This is a genomic window from Bdellovibrio sp. CKG001 (genome assembly GCF_055397465.1).
This window is the reverse complement of sequence record NZ_AP029173.1, coordinates 3,605,593-3,627,096: the sequence shown is the minus strand read 5'-3', so window position 1 is coordinate 3,627,096 and position 21,504 is coordinate 3,605,593. Positions and strand designations below refer to the sequence as shown.

Annotated in this window: 19 protein-coding genes; 6 read left to right on the top strand and 13 right to left on the bottom strand. The window is 50.2% G+C overall.

Annotation, left to right across the window (positions count from 1 at the left end):
• Positions 1-39 precede the first annotated feature (39 nt).
• The 4 genes from ACZ50P_RS17115 to hemW all read right to left on the bottom strand — a co-directional run bounded on the left by ACZ50P_RS17115 (position 40) and on the right by hemW (position 4,478).
• A complete protein-coding gene (locus ACZ50P_RS17115; RefSeq protein WP_464132566.1) occupies positions 40-1,707 on the bottom strand; it encodes an ABC transporter substrate-binding protein in 1,668 nt (555 codons plus the stop codon).
• Entirely contained in the window at positions 1,704-2,690 is a 987-nt protein-coding gene (locus ACZ50P_RS17110) for a DnaJ C-terminal domain-containing protein (RefSeq protein ID WP_464119059.1), read from the bottom strand. The genes ACZ50P_RS17115 and ACZ50P_RS17110 overlap by 4 nt, the downstream gene beginning before the upstream one ends.
• 11 nt (positions 2,691-2,701) lie before the next feature.
• On the bottom strand, positions 2,702-3,220 hold the full coding sequence (gene grpE, locus ACZ50P_RS17105) for a nucleotide exchange factor GrpE (protein WP_464132564.1): 519 nt from the start codon (positions 3,218-3,220) through the stop codon (positions 2,702-2,704).
• Positions 3,221-3,296: 76 nt separating this feature from the next.
• A complete protein-coding gene (gene hemW / locus ACZ50P_RS17100; RefSeq protein WP_464132562.1) occupies positions 3,297-4,478 on the bottom strand; it encodes a radical SAM family heme chaperone HemW in 1,182 nt (393 codons plus the stop codon).
• A 16-nt stretch (positions 4,479-4,494) separates the two neighbouring features.
• Here hemW and ACZ50P_RS17095 point away from each other — a divergent pair, with 16 nt between their 5' ends.
• Positions 4,495-7,104 (top strand): M16 family metallopeptidase, encoded by a 2,610-nt coding sequence (locus ACZ50P_RS17095; protein WP_464132560.1) that lies wholly within the window; start codon positions 4,495-4,497, stop codon positions 7,102-7,104.
• A gap of 3 nt (positions 7,105-7,107) precedes the next feature.
• Here ACZ50P_RS17095 and ACZ50P_RS17090 read toward each other — a convergent pair whose 3' ends face one another.
• Positions 7,108-8,166: a hypothetical protein gene (locus ACZ50P_RS17090; protein ID WP_464132559.1), complete on the bottom strand. Its 1,059-nt coding sequence runs from the start codon at positions 8,164-8,166 to the stop codon at positions 7,108-7,110.
• Between the two features lie 141 nt (positions 8,167-8,307).
• Between ACZ50P_RS17090 and ACZ50P_RS17085 the strand changes: the two genes are divergently transcribed.
• The 3 genes from ACZ50P_RS17085 to tatC are packed head-to-tail and all read left to right on the top strand — an operon-like array spanning position 8,308 to position 10,058.
• Positions 8,308-8,946, top strand: coding sequence for a hypothetical protein (locus ACZ50P_RS17085; RefSeq protein WP_464132557.1), 639 nt, complete (start codon positions 8,308-8,310; stop codon positions 8,944-8,946).
• Between the two features lie 33 nt (positions 8,947-8,979).
• Positions 8,980-9,300, top strand: coding sequence for a Sec-independent protein translocase subunit TatA/TatB (locus tag ACZ50P_RS17080; protein ID WP_464132555.1), 321 nt, complete (start codon positions 8,980-8,982; stop codon positions 9,298-9,300).
• Complete coding sequence (gene tatC, locus ACZ50P_RS17075) at positions 9,297-10,058, top strand: twin-arginine translocase subunit TatC (RefSeq protein ID WP_464132553.1); 762 nt, start codon at positions 9,297-9,299, stop codon at positions 10,056-10,058. Before ACZ50P_RS17080 ends, tatC begins: the two co-directional genes overlap by 4 nt.
• 61 nt (positions 10,059-10,119) lie before the next feature.
• Here the strand turns inward: tatC and ACZ50P_RS17070 are convergent, their stop codons facing one another.
• The 7 genes from ACZ50P_RS17070 to deoC form a co-directional block, all read right to left on the bottom strand.
• Positions 10,120-10,647, bottom strand: a complete 528-nt coding sequence (locus ACZ50P_RS17070) for an acyl-CoA carboxylase biotin carboxyl carrier protein subunit (RefSeq protein ID WP_464132552.1) — start codon at positions 10,645-10,647, stop codon at positions 10,120-10,122.
• Positions 10,648-10,649: 2 nt separating this feature from the next.
• A complete protein-coding gene (gene accC, locus ACZ50P_RS17065; protein ID WP_464135231.1) occupies positions 10,650-12,146 on the bottom strand; it encodes an acetyl-CoA carboxylase biotin carboxylase subunit in 1,497 nt (498 codons plus the stop codon).
• 14 nt (positions 12,147-12,160) lie between these two features.
• Positions 12,161-13,729 (bottom strand): acyl-CoA carboxylase subunit beta, encoded by a 1,569-nt coding sequence (locus ACZ50P_RS17060; RefSeq protein ID WP_464132550.1) that lies wholly within the window; start codon positions 13,727-13,729, stop codon positions 12,161-12,163.
• Positions 13,730-13,867: 138 nt separating this feature from the next.
• Positions 13,868-15,097, bottom strand: coding sequence for a S8 family peptidase (locus tag ACZ50P_RS17055; RefSeq protein ID WP_464119046.1), 1,230 nt, complete (start codon positions 15,095-15,097; stop codon positions 13,868-13,870).
• 144 nt (positions 15,098-15,241) lie between these two features.
• Positions 15,242-16,057, bottom strand: coding sequence for a purine-nucleoside phosphorylase (locus tag ACZ50P_RS17050; RefSeq protein ID WP_464132549.1), 816 nt, complete (start codon positions 16,055-16,057; stop codon positions 15,242-15,244).
• 29 nt (positions 16,058-16,086) lie between these two features.
• Positions 16,087-17,406, bottom strand: a complete 1,320-nt coding sequence (locus ACZ50P_RS17045; protein WP_464132547.1) for a thymidine phosphorylase — start codon at positions 17,404-17,406, stop codon at positions 16,087-16,089.
• Entirely contained in the window at positions 17,406-18,068 is a 663-nt protein-coding gene (deoC, locus tag ACZ50P_RS17040; RefSeq protein WP_464132546.1) for a deoxyribose-phosphate aldolase, read from the bottom strand. The genes ACZ50P_RS17045 and deoC overlap by 1 nt, the downstream gene beginning before the upstream one ends.
• 59 nt (positions 18,069-18,127) lie before the next feature.
• On the opposite strand from deoC, the gene ACZ50P_RS17035 reads away from it, so the two are divergent.
• On the top strand, positions 18,128-18,502 hold the full coding sequence (locus ACZ50P_RS17035; protein ID WP_464132545.1) for a hypothetical protein: 375 nt from the start codon (positions 18,128-18,130) through the stop codon (positions 18,500-18,502).
• A 6-nt stretch (positions 18,503-18,508) separates the two neighbouring features.
• Here ACZ50P_RS17035 and ACZ50P_RS17030 read toward each other — a convergent pair whose 3' ends face one another.
• On the bottom strand, positions 18,509-19,609 hold the full coding sequence (locus ACZ50P_RS17030; protein WP_464132543.1) for a type IV pilus twitching motility protein PilT: 1,101 nt from the start codon (positions 19,607-19,609) through the stop codon (positions 18,509-18,511).
• A 136-nt stretch (positions 19,610-19,745) separates the two neighbouring features.
• Here ACZ50P_RS17030 and ACZ50P_RS17025 point away from each other — a divergent pair, with 136 nt between their 5' ends.
• Entirely contained in the window at positions 19,746-21,263 is a 1,518-nt protein-coding gene (locus tag ACZ50P_RS17025; protein WP_464119039.1) for an Rne/Rng family ribonuclease, read from the top strand.
• Positions 21,264-21,504: the final 241 nt, after the last annotated feature.

The window sequence follows — 21,504 nt, the reverse complement described above, 5'->3', positions numbered from 1 at the left end:
AGGGGGTTAAAAAATCGCCATTAATTTAACTTATGGGACTTATTTGCGGATTCTAAGCGGAATAACTTCGCCTTTTTCGATAGTTAGCGTGGTTACCGGGCGTTCGATTTCGCGTTCAGCATTAATACTGAGGCTTCCTAGGCTTCCAGGGAAGCGGTTGAGCTCGGACATCTTTTTGACCAAGTCCTCGCGCGAACTGGCGCCTGCGGCGATCAGCTGGCGCAGGATCAAACCCGCATCATAGGCCTGAATCTCGATCAGGGAGGGCTCTTCGTTATACAAAGAGCGGTATTCCCCCACGAAACGTGAACGGTCTTGGGAAGACGGACTCATACTGTCTACAAAGATCAGGCTTTGTGCGAAGTTCCCGGCACGTTTGGCAATGTCTTTGGTGTTCCAAAGATTAGTGCCCAGCAATTTTACGCCGCGAACATCGTTATAGGAAAGCATCGCAGAAATCTGACCCATCGCGCGCGCGCTGTCGGGGATGAAGATGCCGTCGAAGTCCACAATCGGAGGCAAAACATTTTCCAGATTGGATTGTCGCACGGAGTGTTTTTTCCCGGACTGTTGCAGTTCTTTAAGGCGAAGATTGAATTCGTCCTGACGGGCTTCGCCAAAATAGGTGCCCACAAGACGTTGAATCACCAGGCGGAAGTCCGTTTCTTTTACAGAATAGGTCTGAACCGCAGTGATTTCCCCACCCCGAGCCAGCACTTCATCCCAGAAGATATTTGTGAATTCAATGCCGTAGGGATCGTTGGGATAAAGAATTGCAAACTTCTTCATGCCCAGATCTTCCATGGCAGTACGAACCAGGGCGCGCACCTGCATGCCGCTGGTCAGGGAGTTTCTGAACACAGTCGGACCAATTTCTGTCAGTCCGGAGCGCTGAGAAAGGGCGATCGTCGGAACACCGAGTTCATCGGATTTCGCTGCGACGGCCGGAGCTGTCTTTGAAAGCAGGCTTCCCACGATCGCGATGACATTGTCCTCTTTCACAAGGCGTTCAACTCCACGACGGGCAGAGTCGGGATTGCCTTCGCTGTCCATCACGGCCAGCTTAAAACCAGAGCCCGGAATATGTAGGCCCAGGCCCATCTCCAGCCCACGCAGCGCGCGCTGACCAACAGGAGCATTACGCCCGCTGAGCGGCAGGACAACACCCACTGTCTGGGACTGAACGTTTTTAGCCGAATCAAGCTGCAGGATGATTTCCTGCGCACGCAAGGCCAGGTCGCTTCCCGGGATGAATTCGGTCACGGAGTTGAAGTATTTGCGCGCATCGGAGGTGTCTTTTTTATCCAGGGAAATCTCTCCCAGACGGAACATGGCGTGTCCGCGCAGGAAACCAAAATCAGAATCGTCTGCAACATCCTCAAGCTGGTCTTCGTTCAGCTTGTTTTCCACCACATCAATGGCGCGCAGGCGGAAGGACTCCTGATCCTGTTTGTTTGGAGCTTGAACTGTCTGGGTTACCAGACTTTTGAGTTGATTCAAAATATCACCCGATGCCGTAGGAGTGGAGATATGTTCCGACACAATCTGCTCTGGCGGCTTCCCGGCTGTCATTCCGCCGAGGGTCTTTGGTTTTTTCGCTGACGCTGTTGTGGTTGCCGCTGGCTTTAATGGGGCGCGCTTGTTTGCCACTGTCGTACAAGAAGCCAAAAGACCGGCCGTAAGCAGAAGCGAGAAGGTGGACTTCATTTTCTATTCCTCATAAGTTGGGATACTTTTTCCTGGAAGGCCTTAACCAAAGGACTGGATTCGCCGCTCTTAGCAAGTTCTTCCATCAGCTCCTTTTGTCGGCTGGATAAAGTGCTGGGTGTGTCGACTAGAATCCGCACAAGCATGTCACCTGATCCAAATCCACCAAGTTTCGGGAAACCCTTTCCTTTCAGACGGAAAGTCTGACCGGAGTGGGTGCCCGGAGGAATGCGAATCATGGCTTTGCCCGTTAGTGTTGGGACTTCAATGTTGGTGCCCAGAATGGCGTCGGTATAAATGATGGGAAGATCCAGTGTGACGTCATTTTCGCTGCGTTTGAAAAGGGGATGTTCTTGAATATTGATAATGACGTACAAATCCCCTGCGGTGGCTCCCGCGGAAGCGTCACCCTCACCGGCAAGCTTCAGGCGTTGACCTTCTTTCACGCCGGCAGGCACGTTCACAGACAGTTTGGCGGGCTCTTCGCGGCCGCCACGTTGTCTCATAAAGCTAATGACTTTTTCACAGCCCAGCGCGGACTCTTCAAAAGAGATATTCAAAGTGTAGCGAAGGTCTGTGCCTTTGCTGGGACGGCGCGGACGAGCCCCGGGACCCCGAGCCGAACCAAAGATATCGCCGAAGACATCCCCGAAAATATCCTGGAAAGGATCCCCACCCTGAGAAGAGGATCCGGCTCCACCAAATCCACCAAAGCCACCAGCTCCACCAAAGGGACCTCCGGCTCCGCCGCCGAAGCCCTGGGCTCCGGCGTGGCCGAACTGGTCGTACATTTCACGCTTTTTGGTGTCACTGAGAACCTCATAGGCCTCGGTGATTTCTTTGAACTTTTCTTCGGCTTTCTTGTCGCCCGGATTTTTGTCCGGATGATACTGCATCGCCAGCTTACGGTAGGATTTTTTAATTTCCTCCGGAGTGGCAGATCGAGAAACATTCAAAATGGAGTAAAAGTCTTTCTTAGACAATCAACACTCACTTACTCTGGCTTCTTCGCCACGACGACTTGGCCAGGTCTGATCACTTTGTCATGAAGTTTGTAAGGTTTTTTAAATACGCGCAGGATATGACCAGGGGCTACCTGATCAGTTGCTTCGCTGCTGAGAGCATCGTGCACCGCCGGATCAAACGGAACCCCTTGAGCCGGAATTTCAGTGACGTTATGGCGCTGCAAAAGACTGCGCAGTTCCTGGGCGGTCATTTCCACACCTTGTTTGAAGGTCTGGAAGTTTTCTGCGCTGATATTGACGCTCAAGGCGCGTTCGAAGTTGTCCACAACTTCCAAGAGGTCGCGAACCAGGCGCTCGCCACCGTATTTCATCATTTCCGAGCGCTCTTTGATCGCATTGCGTTTGTAGTTTTCAAACTCAGCACGCATATAAAGGAAGTCGTTTTTGAACTTTTCAGCCTGCTCTTGAAGCTTTTGGATCTCAGAAGCACTGTCGGCATTTTCTGAAGGAGGAATATTCGTATTTTGAGAGTTATTTTCTTCTGACATGAGACGTCCTTTCGCAATACTTAAGATTGTGTATTCACGAGATATTGTCAATGTCAGGAGGGTCGGAGAAAAACTCCTAGTCCTGTGATAAATCTTCCTTGAGGAAGGTCAATTCCTGAAAAATTCGGTTGCTCAACACAAGGCCGTCGCGAGTCAGAGACCAATGCCCGTTGTCATGCTGAATCCAGGCCTTTTCTTCCAGTTTCGAAAGAATTTGAACCACTTTGTCACAGGTGCCCGCAGGGAACTTGGACTGAAGTTGCGCAATATTGAGTCCGCGCATCAGACGCATGGAGGTATGACAAAAGTCCGTAAGCGCTTGGTGCATCTCTAAAACTTCCACCTGGCTTTCAGGCAAATGGAGAGCCGGGGAAGTAAACTGCTGTCCGTCAAAGGCCAGAACTTGTTTCTGGTAATCATTGATGTTGTTGATATTCCAATACCGCGTGCCCCACGAGGACTCCTTGGAATAAGAATGGGCACTCAGCCCCAGGCCCCAATAAGGCTCATCCACCCAATACAGCAGGTTGTGACGGGACTCGAAGCCGGGCAGCGCAAAGTTGGAAATTTCGTACTGTCTGAATCCGGTCTTTGTCAGCTCGTCGGCAATGATATCAAACATTTCAATCTGTTCGTCATCAATCGGACGCCCTTTTGAAAGGGGATGCCCATCAGGAACCGTCAGACAATAAGGGCTGATGTGACGCGCTCCCTGTTCCACGGCAATCTGCACATCCCGGCGCAGGCCCTCGACAGTTTGGGACGGCAACGCAAACAGAATATCGAAGCTGAAGTTCAGATTGTGGGCCCGTAAAAGGTCGAGCGTTTCCAGGGTTTGCTTCGCGGAATGTTCGCGATGAACCATCTTCAACAGGCGATCATCAAAAGTTTGAGCACCCACACTGAAACGGTTCACGCCGTTATCAATATACGTCTTCAGTTTGTCTTCGTTGACGGTTGCCGGATTGATCTCAATGGTGATTTCGGTGTCAGGTCTAGTTGTAAATCCATATCTACCCAGCTCTTTGATAATCGCTACAATGAGATGAGCAGGGATGAGGCTAGGTGTGCCTCCACCAAAGTAGATGGTATCCAGACTTTGTGGGGTGTAATAGCCGTGCTTCTGACGAATCTCCTTGAAAAGGAGTTCCACATACTGCTCGGGCGGCAAAATCTTGCTTTGCTCATAGGTGGCAAAGTCACAGTAAGTGCAACGCTGAATGCAGTAGGGAATGTGGATATAGACGCCAAATGCCATGGGAGTTATGTAGAGTATGTCTAAGAAATTTCAACTAAAAAACGGTCTGAAGGTCCTTTTCCTGGAAAGCCATAAGTCTCCAGTGGTCTCAGTGCAAATGTGGGTGAAAACAGGCTCTGCCGATGAAAAAAAGGGCGAAGAGGGGATTTCTCACTTTATCGAGCATTTGGTCTTTAAGGGCACCCGCAAATACAAGGTGGGCGAGATCGCGGCCACGGTCGAGGGCTCCGGCGGGGAGCTCAATGCTTACACCTCATTTGACCAGACGGTCTTCTATGTGACTATTTCCAAGCAGTTCTCGGATGTGGCACTGGACGTGATCAGTGAGATGATGGGTTATCCCACCTTTGATCCCCAGGAGATCGACAACGAGCGCGAAGTTGTTATCGAGGAAATCAAACGTGGGCAGGACAGCCCTGGCCGCCGAGCCAGCCAGCTGCTGTTCACCAACGTCTTTCAAAAAAGCCCTTACGGCATCCCGGTGATTGGCTATGACAAAGTCGTAAAGAAAGTCTCTGCTAAAAAAATCCGCGAGTTCTATCAGTCCCGCTATGTGCCGTCGAATATGTTCCTGGTAGTCTCGGGTGACTTTGAATCCAAAGACATGAAAACCCGCGTGCAGAAAATGTTCGGGGGCTTTGAACCGTTCAAGCTGCGCAAAGTTGCCCGCAAAAAAGAACCAGCGCAAAAGAACATCCGCATCAAAGTGGAGCAGGCGAAATTTGAACAGACGACGGCTTATCTGACCTGGCGTATTCCGAATGTAAAACACAAAGACATCGCCGCCTTGGAAGTGATGTCGGCGATTTTAGGGCAAGGGGATTCGTGTCGTCTGATGCAGACCCTGCGTATTAAAGAGCCATTGACCAACTCTGTTGGCTCTTTTGCTTACTCTATGCAGGATGATGGTTTGTTCGCGGTTTCCCTGGGATTGGAAAAGGAAAATTTGAGCAAAGCCCTCACCGCGTTGATCCCGGAACTGGTGCGACTGGTGACCGAACCACCCACGGTGGCAGAGATGCAAAAAGCCATGACTAATTTTGCCAGCCACGAAGTCTATTCAATGGAAACGGTGGATAACATTGCCCGCAAAGCCGGAAGCAATGAGTTCTATTATGGCGATCATGACTATTATAGAAAGTACATGAAGCAGGTTTACGCCCTGAAGCCTGAAGACATCCTGAAGATCGCCAGAAAATATCTGAAAGCGGATTCTTTTGGTCTTTCCATGATGACTAATATGGCCAAAAAAGGGGCAGAGAAAATTTTGAAGACCTTTGCCAAAGATCTGAAGAAGGCTTTGAAGGAAGCCAAGGTCAGCAAACAAAAGCCAGCGAGGTTTGTGGCAAAAAAATTCAACATCAATGTGGGGGCCGACAGCAAGTCCCCAAAAACCGAACGCATTGTGCTGGATTCGGGAGCCACTTTGTTGATTCGCGAACAAAGTGACACGCCTTACGTGGCAATGAAGGCCGCCTTTTTGGGGGGCGCACGCGTGGAAGAAGAGGGGCAAAGTGGTCTGACCGAGCTCTTTGCGCGCAACTGGCTGTCAGGGTCTAAAAAGTTCACTGAAGACGATATCAATCTTCGTGTGGATGAACTGGCAGCGGGTATCGGGGCATTCGGAGGCAGAAACTCTGCGGGTCTTTCCATGGACTATCTGTCGCCGTTTGAAGATAAGATGTTGGAGATCTACGCGGACTCTCTGTTGGCGCCGCAGTTCCCTGATGCCATTCTGGAACGCGAAAAAGTGGTTTTGAAAAATCAAATCAAAGCCCGCAATGACAATCCGGCACAACTTTGTATCTTAAGCTTCATGCAGGAGATCTTTAAGGGACATCCTTACGCACGCGATCTGGTGGGAAGTGAGACCAGTGTAAATGCCATCACAGCCGACTCCTTGCGTGGATACTATAAGAAAATTGCCAACCCTAAAAACCTGACCTTTGCTGTGGTCGGAGATGTTGATACAGAAAAATGGGTGAAGACTTTGAACGAAATCACCAAAGAGCTTCCCAAAGGGGAGCGGGTGAAGAATCATTTTGCGGCTCCCGTGATCAAAGAATCCAAACATCTTTATCGCGAGCTCAAGAAAGAACAAAGTCACATTATCGTGGGATATCAGGGCCTGACACTTTCAAGTCCGGAACGCTACACACTGGAAATTATTCAGTCCATCCTCAGTGGTCAGGGAGGAAGATTGTTCCTGGAGCTTCGTGATAAAAACTCTTTGGCGTATTCTGTTTCGCCGATGCACATGGAAGGCATCGAATGTGGATATTTCGGTGGATATATCGGTTGTTCACCAGAGAAAGCAGACAAAGCCATCCAGATGCTGAAAGAGGAATTCAACAAACTGGCAACCACAATGGTTCCGGCAGAGGAACTGGTTCGTGCTCAGAGATACCTGATCGGACGCCACGATATCGAGTTGCAGCGTAAGGGCACGATCGGCAATGCCATCTTGTTCGATGATATTTATGGACTGGATTATCGCGAAAGCCTGGATGTCGCCGACAAGTACTTCTCAGTGACGGCGGAAGATGTGCGGAAACTGGCGCAGAGGATCTTTGCGCAGCCTTCAGTTGTCAGTCTGGTGGGACCTTCGGATGTGAAGGCCGGTTAGATTCTAAAGCTCCCGGCGGAAATCCTCGATGATCTGCTGGTTGACCCTCTCAATTTCCTTAATGCCAAGAGGTCCGATTTCATCGGGCTTCTTGGTCAGAATCTCTGACAGATTTCTTTCAAGAATCTCAAAAACCTTCGGAATCAAATTCTTGCGGTAGTTGTCGCTTTTAAGGCGGCTCTTGGTGAGCTTCCACAGCTCCCAGCGTGCCGGAAGGAAAGCGTAATAGACATCCGTCGCATACTTGGATTCGAGGTTTTGTTCTTTCTTCCAGGCCGCTCGATTCAGATGATGACGACCATCACCGAAGTCCCGCAGGAGGAGTTCTTCCGGAGAATGGTCCCGGGATCTCTGCTCTGCATTCTTTAATAAATCACTTATGCTTCTGGGATCACGGGTGGTGGCCAGGGTTACAGAGTCAGCAAAGAGTTCGTGCAAACCACTGCGCAGATTCCAGAAGGACGTCAGTTGCTGCAGTCGTTTCGTCACAAACATGGCCTCGGCCCTTTTTTCTTCAGCCAGAGTTTTCAGGCGTATCTGTTCGGTTCCGGTGGCCCAGCTGGCCTGCTCTCCAAGCGCATCAGCCTCGGCGTGCAGGATGTCTTCTTTGTTCAGCAGTTCAAGATTTTCCTGGCGCAAATGTTTGTAGCTTTCCAGGTCACGCATCAGATTTTTTTCAAAAACGGCGTGTGAGTACTCGTGAATCAGAATGTTCTGATTGATGGCAGGATGTTTGTTTCCCATCGCTGAAGGGCGCAGTCCCACGGAAATGGAAAAATCCCTGGCATCAAAAAGTGAAAAGGCAAAAACGTTGTCGATGAATACGCGAGCCTCCGTCGCAGGCTGCAGGGGAGCCAGCAAGGAATCCACTTGTAGAATTGTTTTGGCAAAATCTGCCGCCGCCGGTCCGTACAAGGCGGAAGGGCGAACTTCAATGCGCCCATTCAGGGCATAGTTCGAGGAGAAAATCGGACCGCACTGCTCGCCGCCGAAGGCATGGACGGACCCTGACGCAAAAGGGCTGAGCGCTGCAAAAAAGATAACCAGCCTTTTCAAATACATACGATCTGCTCCTCTGCAAAGTGGCTCATGGGAGATGTAGCAAGGGCAGTGCCCAGGGGGGGTGTCTCAGATTGAGACTTTTGACCAGCTTTCACAAAAACAACTAACCGGAAGCCAACTGAAATTTGTTAGACTATAAGTATGCGGGAAAAGCGTTCGACGACACCGACAGTTGAGCTTTTTGTAAGCCCCGAGGGCTACTTTCAGGAACTCGTTCAAAAGGGACTATCCCAGCGAAAGGTTCAGACGTATCCCTTGGTTGAAACCTATCTTGTAAATTTGTTGCAGCATTATTTGGATGCCCGCAATCTTTTCGATCCGGCCTATGCGACCGAAGGTGGTCAAAAGAATCCCACAACCCTGGCAGAGATGTATCTGACGGCTCAGAATGCCGACAGCGTGGTGCGTGCGGAAATGTTAAGAAAGCTGGGGGACCGGACTCTTTACATCAGCGGGTTCTTCGGCGACTCATTGTCGCGAAAAATTGTGGATGTGGACTACTATGCGGAAATCGGTGGAGCTGCTTACGCCTCCCTGGCTCATTGCACCCGCGAGGACACACTAGCCCGGGTGTATAATGTCTTTGCCGAACGCTTCCTGGAATTCGTGGATGTCCTGACCTACATCAGTCATCATTCCTTAGTTAAAAGCGATGAGAGCATCCTGAGGCTCTATGAGCGCTATATGCGCACGGGCTCGGAACTGGCTCGTGAAAAGCTGGTTGAAATGGGTGTTTTGACTCTTCCTCAGGATCAAGTAAAGCTTGGCAAGCAGAGCTGATTCCACTATTCTGGCGCCATGTTTGGCCTAGGTATGTCTGAAATTATCTTTCTTGCGGTTCTGGCCCTGATTGTGATCGGGCCGAAGGAACTTCCGGAGCTTGCAAGAACTTTGGGTCGTTTCCTGAACGAACTCAAACGCAGCACCAATGTTTTGGGTGATGAACTGAAACAACAGGTGCGCATGGATAAAATTGATCTTAACCAAACTATTCGCAATCCCAATCTGAACAACCATCAAGGACAACAAGACACAGCCCCCTTGGCTCCTGAGACCACGGCCTCCGCCGAAAATCCCGAGCAATTGGAGTTTCCGCAGGCTGATGGCAAGTCCGAAGAGCAAAAGAATAAATGAAACGCGAAGAACTCGATTCCAAAGCCCAGTCCTTGTATGAGCACCTTGCTGACCTAAGAAAGATGCTGATCAACTGTGTTTGGATTCTGTTGATCGCCACTGGTATTTGCTACGGCTTCAGTGAAAAGATCTTTGATTTTGTCAGAGAACCCATTCGTCCTTATCTTCCGGGCGGGGGGTTGATCTACACAGGTCCCTTGGATAAGTTTATCGCCCATCTGAAGCTGTCCTTCGTTTGCGGTATTTTGCTGTCTTGTCCGTTCTGGCTTTACCAGGTGTGGAAGTTTGTGGCTCCGGGTCTTTATGCAAAAGAACGTAAATACACGATGGGCTTTATTATTTCCGGAACCGGCTTGTTTGTGCTGGGGGCAGCTTTCTCGTATTGGATTGCCTTGCCCATGGCCTTCCAGTTTCTGATGACATACGGGGGCGATGTCGACAAGCCCATGATCTCCATTGATCAGTACATGGGCTTTTTCACTCAGATGTGTTTGATGTTTGGTGTGGCTTTCGAGCTTCCGCTAGTGATCATTGTTCTGGGCATGATGGGAATCGTCAGCCAGGCCTTCCTGCGCAAGAACCGTCGTTATGCCATCATGACGATTGCGGTGATAGCCGCGATTATCACGCCGCCGGATTTACTGAGTATGGTGATGATGCTGGCACCCATGTGGATTCTCTTCGAAGCGGCAGTTCTGATTGTCGGTATCTTTGAAAAGAAGCGTGAAGCAGCCTACGCTATTAATGAACGAGAATAAGAAATAAAAAAACCCGCACCAGTGATGATGCGGGTTTTTTGTTCTTCAGTCTGAGGCCTGATTAAGGCTCTTCAAACTTGATCAGAACGGCGCCGGATTCCACCGAATCACCCTGTTTTACGCGCACTTCTTTGATTTTCACATCGCGAGTCGCACGCATTTCGTTTTCCATCTTCATCGCTTCCATGATCAGCAAAGGCTTGTTGGCCTTCACGATCTCACCTTCTTTGGCGAAGATTTCGATGATTTTACCTGGCATACCGGACTTCAGTTCCTGATCGCCTCCGAAGCCGCCACCTTTCTTCAGGGACTCATGCAAAAGCATTTCATCATTGAAGACTTTGATGGTGCGGAAAGAGTTACGCGTAAAGACCGTGTACTCTGTGTCCTGTCCGATGACGTCGATCAGATAGGATTTGCCGCCAAACAGGAAGCTAATGTACTGCTCAGCCTGCTTGTAATCGTTTTTGGAGATATCATAGTGAACCCAGTCTTTGCCCTCTTCCTGCAAGGAAACCTTCCAGGTCGTACGCTGCTCGGTCACATCCACTTTAAATTTCTTACCTTTAAGTTCTGCCTCAAAGTACATGGTTACGTCCTCAATTGAAGTTTGCGGCTGACACGTTTCCAATGGGAAGTCAGGTTCAGCTGGCGAACGTCTTTGGATTTACGATCGTTGTAAGCGGTGATGGCCGCAGCGATCAGGAATACAGGGTCTTCAACTTCCTTGAAAAGATTCGGTTCGATAACTTCGAAGTTCTTTTCAATAAACTGAGTCGTGTAAGAGCCGTCGCGGAACTTCGCATGGTCCAGAATTGTTTTATGAAGAACAATATTGGTCTTAATTCCGGTCAACACGAACTCACTGAGCGCTCGTTGCATTCTGTCGATGGCCTCTTCACGAGTCTCACCCCAGGTGATCACTTTTGCGATCATGGGATCGTAGAAGATAGGCACTTCATAACCAGGATACGCATAAGAATCCACACGCATGAACGGACCTTGCGGGTGACGACACGCGCGAATCACACCAGGGTGTGGTTTGTACGTGATTGGATCTTCTGCACAGATGCGGGCCTCAATCGCGTGGCCTTTTTGTTTGATGTCTTCTTGTTTGAAGCTCAAAGGTTTGCCAGCAGCCACATAGATCTGCTCTTTCACCAGGTCATAACCCGTCACGATCTCCGTGATCGGATGTTCCACCTGAAGACGCGTATTCATCTCCATGAAGTAGAATTCTTTGGTGGCGTTATCAAAGATAAACTCAATCGTTCCCGCGCCCACATAGTTGATCTGTTTTGCGGCGCGAACAGCGGCTTCACCCATGCGCAGGCGCACCTCGTGAGGCACAGAAGGGGACGGACATTCTTCGATGATTTTTTGGTGACGACGCTGAACAGAGCACTCACGTTCAAACAAGTGAACGTGGTTATTGTGTTTATCGCCGAACACCTGAATCTCGATATGCTTTGGATCGTTGATGAACTTTTCGATGTAAACAGTCGGATCCGCGAAATAGTTCTGACCTTCAGAGCGGCAGGCGCGGAAGGCGCTTTCCAGTTCGTCCATCTGACGAACCACACGCATCCCTTTACCACCACCGCCAGCCGAAGCTTTGATGATGATCGGAAGTCCGATTTTTTCTGCGATCTTCTGGGCTTCTTCAACGGTTTCAACGCCGCCATCAGAGCCCGGAACTGTCGGAACACCGGCTTTCTTCATCAACGCTTTAGCAGAAAGCTTGTCACCCATGGCCTCGATATTTGCAACCGTTGGACCGATGAAGGTGATACCAGCTTCTTCCAGAGCTTTGGCAAAAGTGGTGTTTTCAGACAAGAAGCCATAACCCGGGTGAACAGCGTCCACGCCGGCTTTTTTGCAGACTTCAATGATCTTGTTATAGTTCAAATAGCTTTCTCGCGATGGGGACGGGCCAATGTGGTAGGCCTCATCCGCCAAAAAGACGTGCAAGCTGTCGCGATCCGCATCAGAAAACACGGCCACAGACGCAATCCCCAGCTCACGACAAGCACGAGTGATACGAATGGCGATTTCCCCACGGTTGGCGATCAGGATTTTTTTAAACAATGCCATGTTCGCTCCTACAGGGGGATGTTTCCGTGCTTTTTAGCCGGAGTGATATCACGTTTATGTTTCAACATTTCCAAAGAGTCGATGATACGTTTACGAGTCATTGCTGGCTCGATCACTTCATCAGTGTAGCCCAATTCAGCGGATACATACGGATTGCTGAATTTCGCTTCGTACTCTGCCGTCAGGCGAGCGCGCTCGGCCACAGGATCTTTGGCTTTGTTGATCTCTTCACGGAAGATGATGCTCACCGCACCGTCAGCACCCATCACCGCGATTTCCGCAGAAGGGTATGCCAGATTCACGTCAGAGCGAAGAAGCTTGGAGCCCATAACGATATAAGCACCACCGTAAGCCTTACGGGTGATCACTGTGATCTTAGGCACTGTCGCTTCCGCATAAGCGTAAAGCAATTTTGCACCGTGAGTGATGATGCCGTTCCATTCCTGATCTTTCCCTGGCAAGAAGCCCGGAACGTCCACGAAGGAAACCACTGGGATGTTGAAGGCGTCACAGAAGCGGATGAAACGAGCCCCTTTGCGGGACGCTTCAATGTTCAAGCAGCCAGCAAGGATGTTGGGCTGATTGGCCACGATACCCACTGGACGACCGTTAAATCGCGCAAAGCCCACAATCAGGTTTTGTGCGAAGTGCTTGTGAACTTCCAGGAAGTAACCTTCGTCCACGCACTCGGTGATCACAGAGATCATGTCATAAGGCTTCTTTGGATTTTCCGGGATCATGGTGTTCAGTGCTTCCGTCAGGCGGTCCGGACGATCGTTGGTCGGAAGAACTGGAGCATCGTCAAGATTGTTGGACGGAAGGAAGTTCATCATTTCACGGATCAGAAGCAAGCAGTGCTTATCGTCTTCCGCCGCAAAGTGCGCCACACCGGACTTGGCAGAGTGAGTTGTTGCTCCACCCAGTTCTTCTTTTGTCACATCTTCGTGAGTCACCGTCTTGATTACATCAGGACCCGTCACGAACATGTAAGAAGTGTTTTTCACCATGAACACGAAGTCAGTGATGGACGGAGAATAAACCGCACCACCTGCGCATGGGCCCATGATAGCGGTGATCTGAGGGATCAGGCCAGAAGCCATGGTGTTGCGAGTGAAGATATCTGCGTAACCACCCAGGGATTCGATACCCTCTTGAATACGTGCACCACCAGAGTCATTGATAGAAATGAAAGGGGCCCCGTTCTTCATGGCCAGATCCATCACTTTGCAGATCTTGTTGGCTTGAGTGCGGGACATGGATCCACCGATCACGGTGAAATCCTGAGATGACAAATAAACCAGCTTGCCGTTGATACGACCGTAACCAGTGATGACACCATCACCAGGAACCACGTTTTTATCCATGCCGAAGTTTGTGCAACGGTGAGAAACGAAACGATCCATTTCAACGAAGCTGCCCGGATCCAATAAAACATCCACGCGTTCACGTGCTGTTAGGCGGCCACCTTGTTTGTGTTTGGCCAAGCGAGCTGCGCCACCACCAGCCATTGCGGCTTCGTTTCTTTTTTCAAGATCTGCCAAGCGAGCTTGAATGCCAGATGAAACTTCTGTGCTCATACAATTCCTTTTCTTAATGAGGAACCATCCTCAAAAAACAGGGAATCAATCTAGCATGAGAGCTTAAAGAATCATCTTAAAACTAGGACGCGGAGCGCACTGTTTACGCTCCGCACGATGCGATCTATCTTATTGAATTTATGGAACTAACTGACGAAGAGTGGTCAGGGCCTTTTCGACGTTGATACGCCCTCGAGTATTTACTTTAAACTCGTGTCCGGCCTCGACGTCCACCGAGCGCAAAATCGCCTCTTTAATTTGGCTTGCGGTGGCCTCAGGTTTGGCGCTCCAAAGCAGGGCCGCAGTCCCGCTGACAAACGGAGCGGCCATGCTTGTTCCTTCCATATATGCGATCGAATTTCCTGGAACCGTGCTTAAAATTCTTTCGCCCGGAGCCGCCACATGCACCAGATTGAAGCCACGATTCGACCACGAGGTCATGAAATCAGAAACGGAGGCTGCCGCCACAGTGATCTGATTGGACATGTTAAAGGATGCCGGGAATTCAGGATACACGTCGACGTCACGTCCATCGTTTCCTGCGGCCACCACCACGAGGATGCCCTGACGTTGCAATTCGTTAAAGGCATTGCGCAGAGATGCCACACAAGGAGCTCCCCCCCAGCTGGCGTTGATGATCTTTGCACCGCGCTTGGCGGAATATTGCAAAGCCAAAACGGCATCGCCTAAGGAGCCACCACCATCATTTGAGATAAACTGCGCAGGAATGATCTGGGCCTGAGGGGCTACGCCTTCGACGCTGCCATAGCGGGAATCCGCTGCAATAATGCCAGCCACGTGAGAACCATGCGAGCTGGGTGTTTGATTGCTGCCGGGCTGGGATACGAACGCAGCTCCATAGTAGTCATCAACAATCCCATTTCCATCGTCGTCTTTGCCGTTGTTGGGAATTTCACCCGAGTTCACGGCAATGCGCGGAAGAAGTTGGGGGTGACTGACATCCACGTAGGCGTCCACCACAGCGACTTTAACGTCTTGACCATAGATGCCCTGACTCCAGACCGAAGGGGCTCCAATGCGCTCTTGCCCCCAGCTGTCGGTGAAGCCCGAGGTGCGCACTTCATTAGAGGTTTGCAGTTGAATCACTCGATCGTAATCCACGTGTTTAATATTTTCTAATTGTGGCTTGATGAAGTTCTCTTTGAATTCATCGGCGTTCGCAGCCGTTTCAGTTGTGAAACTGCCGTCCTCCCATTGGACGATAAATTTGTTTTCGATGGCCTGGCCCCGACATGCACTTGAGTCAAGAGCACCATTTTCTGGAAAGACGGATTCAGCGGATTTTTTGCTACATGCTGCTAATACAAAGACGCAAGCGACCGCCGAGAGAATTTTCTGAACATCCATGTTCACTCCCTGTGCGGGCCGTAGAGGTCCCATCAATGGGACGCATATCAAAGGCCCGACCGGTTAGCTCTTCGGTCATTATATGTCTTATTTTGAGGCTAAAAATTCGAAACTAGACTGGACCTTTTTGTCAGGTCCAATCCATTAGATGTGAGCGATGAATTCGCGTAAAAACGAGGAGAATTGCAACTCGACTTGCTTCGCAGTTTCTGTCACTTCGTCGTGGGAAAGCTTCTGAGAAGAAATTCCCGCTGCCAAGTTCGTGATACAAGAAAGTGCCGCCACACGCAGACCCAAGTGATTGGCTGCGATGGTTTCAGGAACTGTGCTCATGCCCACGGCTGTGCCACCAATAAGTTTCAGGTAGCGAACTTCTGCTGGAGTTTCATAAGTGGGACCACTGACGCCGCAGTATACACCCTTGTGATAGCGCGTACCTTGCTTCATCAACACTTCTTCCATTGTTTGGATCAAGCGTTTGTCGTAAGCCTCAGTCATGTCGGGGAAACGAGGACCCAGCTCTTTGATGTTCGGACCCATCAAAGGATTCGTGCCCATCAAATTGATGTGATCTTCGATGATCATGAAATCACCAGCCTGCATGTTTTCACCAAAACCGCCGGCAGAGTTTGTCAGGATCAAAGTTTCCACACCCAGCATCGCCAGCGTTCTTGTCGGGAACACAACACTTTCCATGCTGTGACCTTCATAGAAGTGATTGCGACCCTGAAGAATTGCAATCGGCTGACCACCGACTTTACCGAAGATCAAATTTCCAGAATGACCTTCCACAGTCGGCGGGGAGAAGTGGGGGATGTCTTTGTAAGGAATGGTTGTTTCAACTTCCACTTCTTTTACGAAAGCGCCAAGACCGGAACCCAACACGACACCGATCTTCGGTTTTGCCGAAGTTTTTGTGCGGATAAAGGCCATGGATTCTTGAAGCTTATTGAGTACCAAACGACGTCCCCTTTTTAAGACTTAGAGCATTAGCTCAAAGTTTTCAGTATCAAACTAGGCTTTGCCACCTTTTGCAAGGAAATTGTCATCGCTGAACGAAGCATAGGCAGAGCAGATTGAAGCAGATCTTTGTCGTCGCCATGCAATGTAAAGACCGTGTCTCCGACCTTCACTTCATCACCAACTTTCACATGGAATTCGATGCCTGCAGTTGGTGCAATGATGTCCGTTGTCTGAGCTCGACCGGCTTTGATAAGAATGCCCGCAACCCCAATGCTTTCAGTGTGGAAGCCACCAACCCAACCGGCTTTTTCTGATGTGACCGCAATGGAATGTTTTGGTTTTGGCAATGCCTGCAAATTTCCACCGTGAATGGAGCAGAGTTCTTCAAACTTCGCCATCGCCTTGCCGGACACCAGCATATCTGTGGCAATTTTGTAAGACTCTTCTTCGTTTTTACCAACGCCCGCAAGTAACAACATGTGAGCAGAAAGTCGCAAGCTCAGCTCGCGCGTGTCTTCGTAAAGATCATACCCTGCAGGGCCGATGAACTTTTCATTTTTCATGATAGCCACGCACTCATCCACCTCAAGTGAATTCCCAGCGAAGCGACCCAGTGGTTGATCCATATTCGTCAGCAGTGCCGTGACTTTTTTGCCGTAGCCCTTGGCGATGGCCATCAGATTCAGGGCCAGCTCCTCTGCCAAAACAGGGGTCTTCATGAATGCCCCAGAGCCGTACTTCACATCCAACACCAGGCCGTCGATGCCTTCAGCCATTTTCTTGGACATGATGGAAGCGCAAATCAATGGCAGACTTTCCACTGTGGCTGTTACGTCGCGAAGAGCATAGATTTTTTTGTCGGCAGGGCAGATCTCTTTGGTCTGACCGATGAAGCAGATCTTGTGTTTCTTCACCAGTTCAATGAATTCAGGCAAGGATTTCTGTGTATTAAATCCGGGGATGGATTCAAGTTTGTCCAAAGTTCCACCCGTGTGACCCAGGCCACGGCCGGAAATCATTGGAACCGGAATTCCTGCAGCCGCAACAATAGGTCCCAGAATCAAGCTGGTTTTATCGCCCACTCCACCGGTGGAGTGTTTGTCCACTTTGAATTCTTTCACGGAAGAGAAGTCCACAACCTCGCCGGAGTGAAGCATGGCCTTGGTCAAAGACAGAGTTTCTTCCGTTGTCATGCCACGGAAGAAGATCGCCATCAAAAGAGCCGACATCTGATAATCGGGGATGTGGCCACGGGCATAGCCCAGAATAAATTCGTTGATTTCATCAAACCTCAGTTCTTGGCCATTGCGTTTGGCTTTGATGATTTCAGCAGGAAGAAAAGACATTAGTAACCACCTTGTACAGAGCCGCCTTGAATAATTGTGATTCCGGAGCTTGTGCCAAGGCGGGTGGCTCCAGCTTCGATCATTGCATGTGCTTGTTGGGCATCTTTGATGCCGCCGGAAGCTTTCACTTCCATTTGATTGCCGACGACGGACTTCATCAGTTTCACGTCATCGACAGTTGCGCCACCACCTCCAAATCCGGTGGAGGTTTTTACAAAGTGAGCGCCAGCTTCCAGTGCGGCTTTGCAGGCCAGGACTTTTTCGTCGTTGTTCAGCAGGGAAGTTTCGATGATCACTTTCACGGTGCGACCTTGCGCGGCCTGCACGACGGCTTTGATGTCGTCGCGAACATAGTTCAAACGACGGTCTTTCAGTGCGCCGATCTGAATAACCATGTCGACTTCCTGTGCGCCATTGCGAATGGCGGTCGAAGTTTCGTAGGCTTTGCTTTCTGTGTCCATGGCACCCAATGGGAAGCCCACCACACAGCAGACTTTCACAGAGGAGCCCTTAAGAAGTTCTGCGCAGGTTTTGACGTAAGAGGTGTTTACGCAGACGCTGAAGAAAGAATGGTCTTTGGCTTCAGCACAAAGCTTTTCGATTTGCGAGAGCTGAGCCTCGGGCTTCAAAAGAGTGTGGTCAATATAACGACTTAGTTGCACGGGGCACCTCAAAAATGTTTAAATAGCAAAAGTATCTCAGTTCATTGCAGGAGGCAATCATGACACCACAGAAGTGGACCTCGTTTTTTCTGGCAGCATTGTTGATCTTCACTTCCTCGGCGTCTTTTGCGCAAGCCGACAGAGCCTTTAAACGAAATACGGCGGCCGTCCTGTTTGCCAGTCTGGGGGGCGCTATTTTGGGATTAAGCACGTTGTCTTTTTACGGTCATCCAGAAGAACACACCGACAACATCGGCCTGGGGGCCTTAGTGGGTTTTGTTGCGGGGGTGGGCTATGTTGTTTATGACTCCTCGCGCCCAGCGACACCTAATTATGAATATTCACAGAACTTAGGATGGGACCAAAAAAGCCGAAGGGCCTCAACGACTGTCGCCAAGGCCCCTCCAATTGTTCAGTTTGGATTTGAGTTCTAATTAAGATCAGCCCACTTTGGTGCGCGGGCCACCGACGGCGCCGCCCACAGCTGTCTGCACGCTGGTGTCGCCACCACCGGCTTGACCCAGGAAGGTTTTCGCATCCGCAGCAGAAACCTTTCCTTTTCGGACCAAATCTTCGATGTACTTTTCAAACAACACCATCCCTTGGCTGGAGCCGGTCTGCATTGCAGAAGGGATTTGGTGGACTTTACCTTCACGAATCAAGTTGGAGATCGCTTTGGTGTTTCTCATGATCTCGTAAGCGGCCACACGGCCTTGGCCGTCGGCGCGTGAGAACAGAGTCTGAGCCACCACTCCACGCAGGGATTCTGCAAGCATCGTGCGGATCTGCTGTTGTTGTCCCGCAGGGAAAACGTCAATGATACGGTCAATGGTTTTCGCGGCACTGTTGGTGTGCAGAGTTCCGAACACGATGTGTCCTGTTTCTGCGGCCGTCAGTGCCAAAGAGATTGTTTCCAAGTCACGCAACTCACCCACCAGCAGGATGTCCGGATCTTCACGCAGAGCCGCTTTCAGGGCGTTGGCAAAGCTCTTGGTGTGGCTTCCCACTTCGCGCTGGTTGACCAGGGATTTTAAGTTTGGATGAACGAACTCGATAGGGTCTTCCACCGTGATGATGTGTGCTTCGCGGGTCATGTTAATCTGGTGGATCATCGCTGCCAAAGTGGTGGACTTACCGGAGCCGGTCGGACCCGTTACCAGTATCAGACCACGATCGCAGTCGATGATGTCCATCACAGATGGGGGCACACCCAGCTCTTGCGCTGTTTTGATTTTTTCAGGGATGATACGCATGACGGCGCCAAGGCCTTTGCGTTGCATAAAGATGTTGCAACGGAAGCGGCCTGTGCCGGGAAGAGTGTAGGCGAAATCCAGCTCCCACTTTTCAACGAAAGCTTTCTTTTGCTTTTCTGAAAGGATCTCAAAAAGCAGACCCTGCACGTCCTGATTTGTGAGTTCGCGATAGTTCAATGGAACCATGTTTCCATGAAGGCGCAAATAAGGGGCTGCCCCGCTTGTGATATGCAAGTCGGAAGCACCTTGTTCGACCATGAGTTTAAACAGCTCATCAATTGTTGCCATCGTTCTCTCCCTAAGGGCTCTAATTCAGTGATCTTTTCGGTCAGATATGTTTCAATATTAAATATTATTTGCTAACGGTCTTGTTTCTGGACTATTGAACTAAGACCAGGCCCTGTTCTCGGGTAAAGGAGCCACTGTGTCCGCTGAAATTCTGATCAATGTTCGCCCCCAAGAAACCAGAGTCGCCTATGTCGATGCGGGAATTCTGTCTGATTTGAAGATCGAAAGAAAAACATCCCCTACATTGGTCGGGTCTATCCATCGCGGCACCGTGATCCGTGTTCTTCCGGGCATGCAGGCCGCCTTTGTGGATATTGGTCTGGAAAAAGCGGCATTCCTGTATGTGGGCGACATCCGCGAAGACGTGGACGACAACTTCCTTTCTGCGGTGGACCGGGAAGAGCCCCTGGATGAGGGGGACGACGACAAGCCGCTGACTCACACTAATAAAACGCCCATTCAAGAGCTGGTGAAGGAAGGCCAGAGCATTTTGGTTCAGGTCTCTAAAGATCCGCTGGGCACCAAAGGCGCGCGTTTAACGACACATCTATCGCTGCCAGGCCGTTTCGTGGTCTTTTTGCCCACCGTGCGCCACTTGGGGATTTCCCGACGTATTGAGGATGAAGGGGAGCGCGAGCGCCTAAGAAAACTGGTGCAGAAGATCAATCCATCCGGTGGCGTGATTGTGCGTACTGCGGGTGATGGCGCCTCCGAGGAAATGTTGAAGGCCGACATCGAGTATCTCGATCGTATGAGCAAAGAAATCTTCAAGATGTACGAAAAGAAAAAGCAACCCGGGGCCTTGCACACAGAGCTGGATGTGGAGCTGCGTGCCCTTCGGGATCTGATGAGTGAAGATGTCACCAGCGTGTGGGTGGATGATGTCGAGATTCACAAAAAAGTTGTGAAGTTCGTGTCCCAATTCATGCCAAAATACAAACAAAACATCGTCCTTTATGAAGAGAAAAAGCCGCTGTTTGATTTGTACGACATTGATATCGAGATTTCCCGTTCGATGGAAAGAAAGATCTGGCTGAAGTCCGGCGGTTATATCGTCATAGATGAGGCCGAAGCTTTGGTTGTGATTGATGTGAACACCGGAAAATTCGTCGGCAAAAAAGACCTGGAAGACACGATCTTAAAAACCAATCTGGAAGCGGTTCGCGAGACCGCACACCAGTTGCGCATCCGCAACTGCGGCGGGATCATCATCATCGACTTCATCGATATGGAAAAAGAATCCCATCGCGAAAAGGTTCTGGAGGCCCTGGCTGAAGAACTGCAAAAAGACCGCGCTCGCACAAATATCGTTTCCATGTCCCAGTTGGGACTGGTGGAGATGACCCGCAAGCGCATTCGCCCAAGTCTGATCAAAACCTTGTGTGAACCGTGCTCTTACTGTGATGGAAAAGGCTATATCAAACGCAAGTCCACGGTGGCCAACGAGATCTTCCGCGAGCTGGAGCGTGACGCTGACATGCTGATCAATAAAAAGACCAACGTGGTGATTCACTGCCATAGCGAAGTCGTGGATTGGATCTATGAAGTTGAAGGCGAAACACTGGAAGGTATTGAGAAGAAGCTCGGCCGCTCCGTTGCTTTCAAGATCGAACCGAATTATCACCTAGAACAATACGAAATCTTCTTCGTCTAAACGGCGGGTGAAAAGGGCCCCATCGACTGCGTTGTGCTGCGGGCTCCTGCCCTTGCCCTTCGGGCTGACGCCCAAGAATAGCTTCCTGCTATTCTTGTCGGGCCCCTTTTGACCCGCCTTTAACTTTGCTTCTTTCTTGGTGCTTTGTTGGATCGCTTGGATGACGGCTGAATTTTTGGAAGAAAATGGGACTGCTGGACTTTGGGTGGTTTAGTCGGGTCCTGGGTGTTCCGATAGATGC

Bases quoted from the DNA above. Each gene is read 5' to 3' on its own strand.
- ACZ50P_RS17115 (WP_464132566.1), bottom strand. From the start codon at position 1,707: ATGAAGTCCACCTTCTCGCTTCTGCTTACGGCCGGTCTTTTGGCTTCT.
- grpE (WP_464132564.1), bottom strand. From the start codon at position 3,220: ATGTCAGAAGAAAATAACTCTCAAAATACGAATATTCCTCCTTCAGAA.
- hemW (WP_464132562.1), bottom strand. From the start codon at position 4,478: ATGGCATTTGGCGTCTATATCCACATTCCCTACTGCATTCAGCGTTGC.
- ACZ50P_RS17095 (WP_464132560.1), top strand. From the start codon at position 4,495: ATGTCTAAGAAATTTCAACTAAAAAACGGTCTGAAGGTCCTTTTCCTG.
- ACZ50P_RS17090 (WP_464132559.1), bottom strand. From the start codon at position 8,166: ATGTATTTGAAAAGGCTGGTTATCTTTTTTGCAGCGCTCAGCCCTTTT.
- ACZ50P_RS17085 (WP_464132557.1), top strand. From the start codon at position 8,308: ATGCGGGAAAAGCGTTCGACGACACCGACAGTTGAGCTTTTTGTAAGC.
- ACZ50P_RS17080 (WP_464132555.1), top strand. From the start codon at position 8,980: ATGTCTGAAATTATCTTTCTTGCGGTTCTGGCCCTGATTGTGATCGGG.
- tatC (WP_464132553.1), top strand. From the start codon at position 9,297: ATGAAACGCGAAGAACTCGATTCCAAAGCCCAGTCCTTGTATGAGCAC.
- ACZ50P_RS17070 (WP_464132552.1), bottom strand. From the start codon at position 10,647: ATGTACTTTGAGGCAGAACTTAAAGGTAAGAAATTTAAAGTGGATGTG.
- ACZ50P_RS17060 (WP_464132550.1), bottom strand. From the start codon at position 13,729: ATGAGCACAGAAGTTTCATCTGGCATTCAAGCTCGCTTGGCAGATCTT.
- ACZ50P_RS17055 (WP_464119046.1), bottom strand. From the start codon at position 15,097: ATGGATGTTCAGAAAATTCTCTCGGCGGTCGCTTGCGTCTTTGTATTA.
- ACZ50P_RS17045 (WP_464132547.1), bottom strand. From the start codon at position 17,406: ATGTCTTTTCTTCCTGCTGAAATCATCAAAGCCAAACGCAATGGCCAA.
- ACZ50P_RS17035 (WP_464132545.1), top strand. From the start codon at position 18,128: ATGACACCACAGAAGTGGACCTCGTTTTTTCTGGCAGCATTGTTGATC.
- ACZ50P_RS17030 (WP_464132543.1), bottom strand. From the start codon at position 19,609: ATGGCAACAATTGATGAGCTGTTTAAACTCATGGTCGAACAAGGTGCT.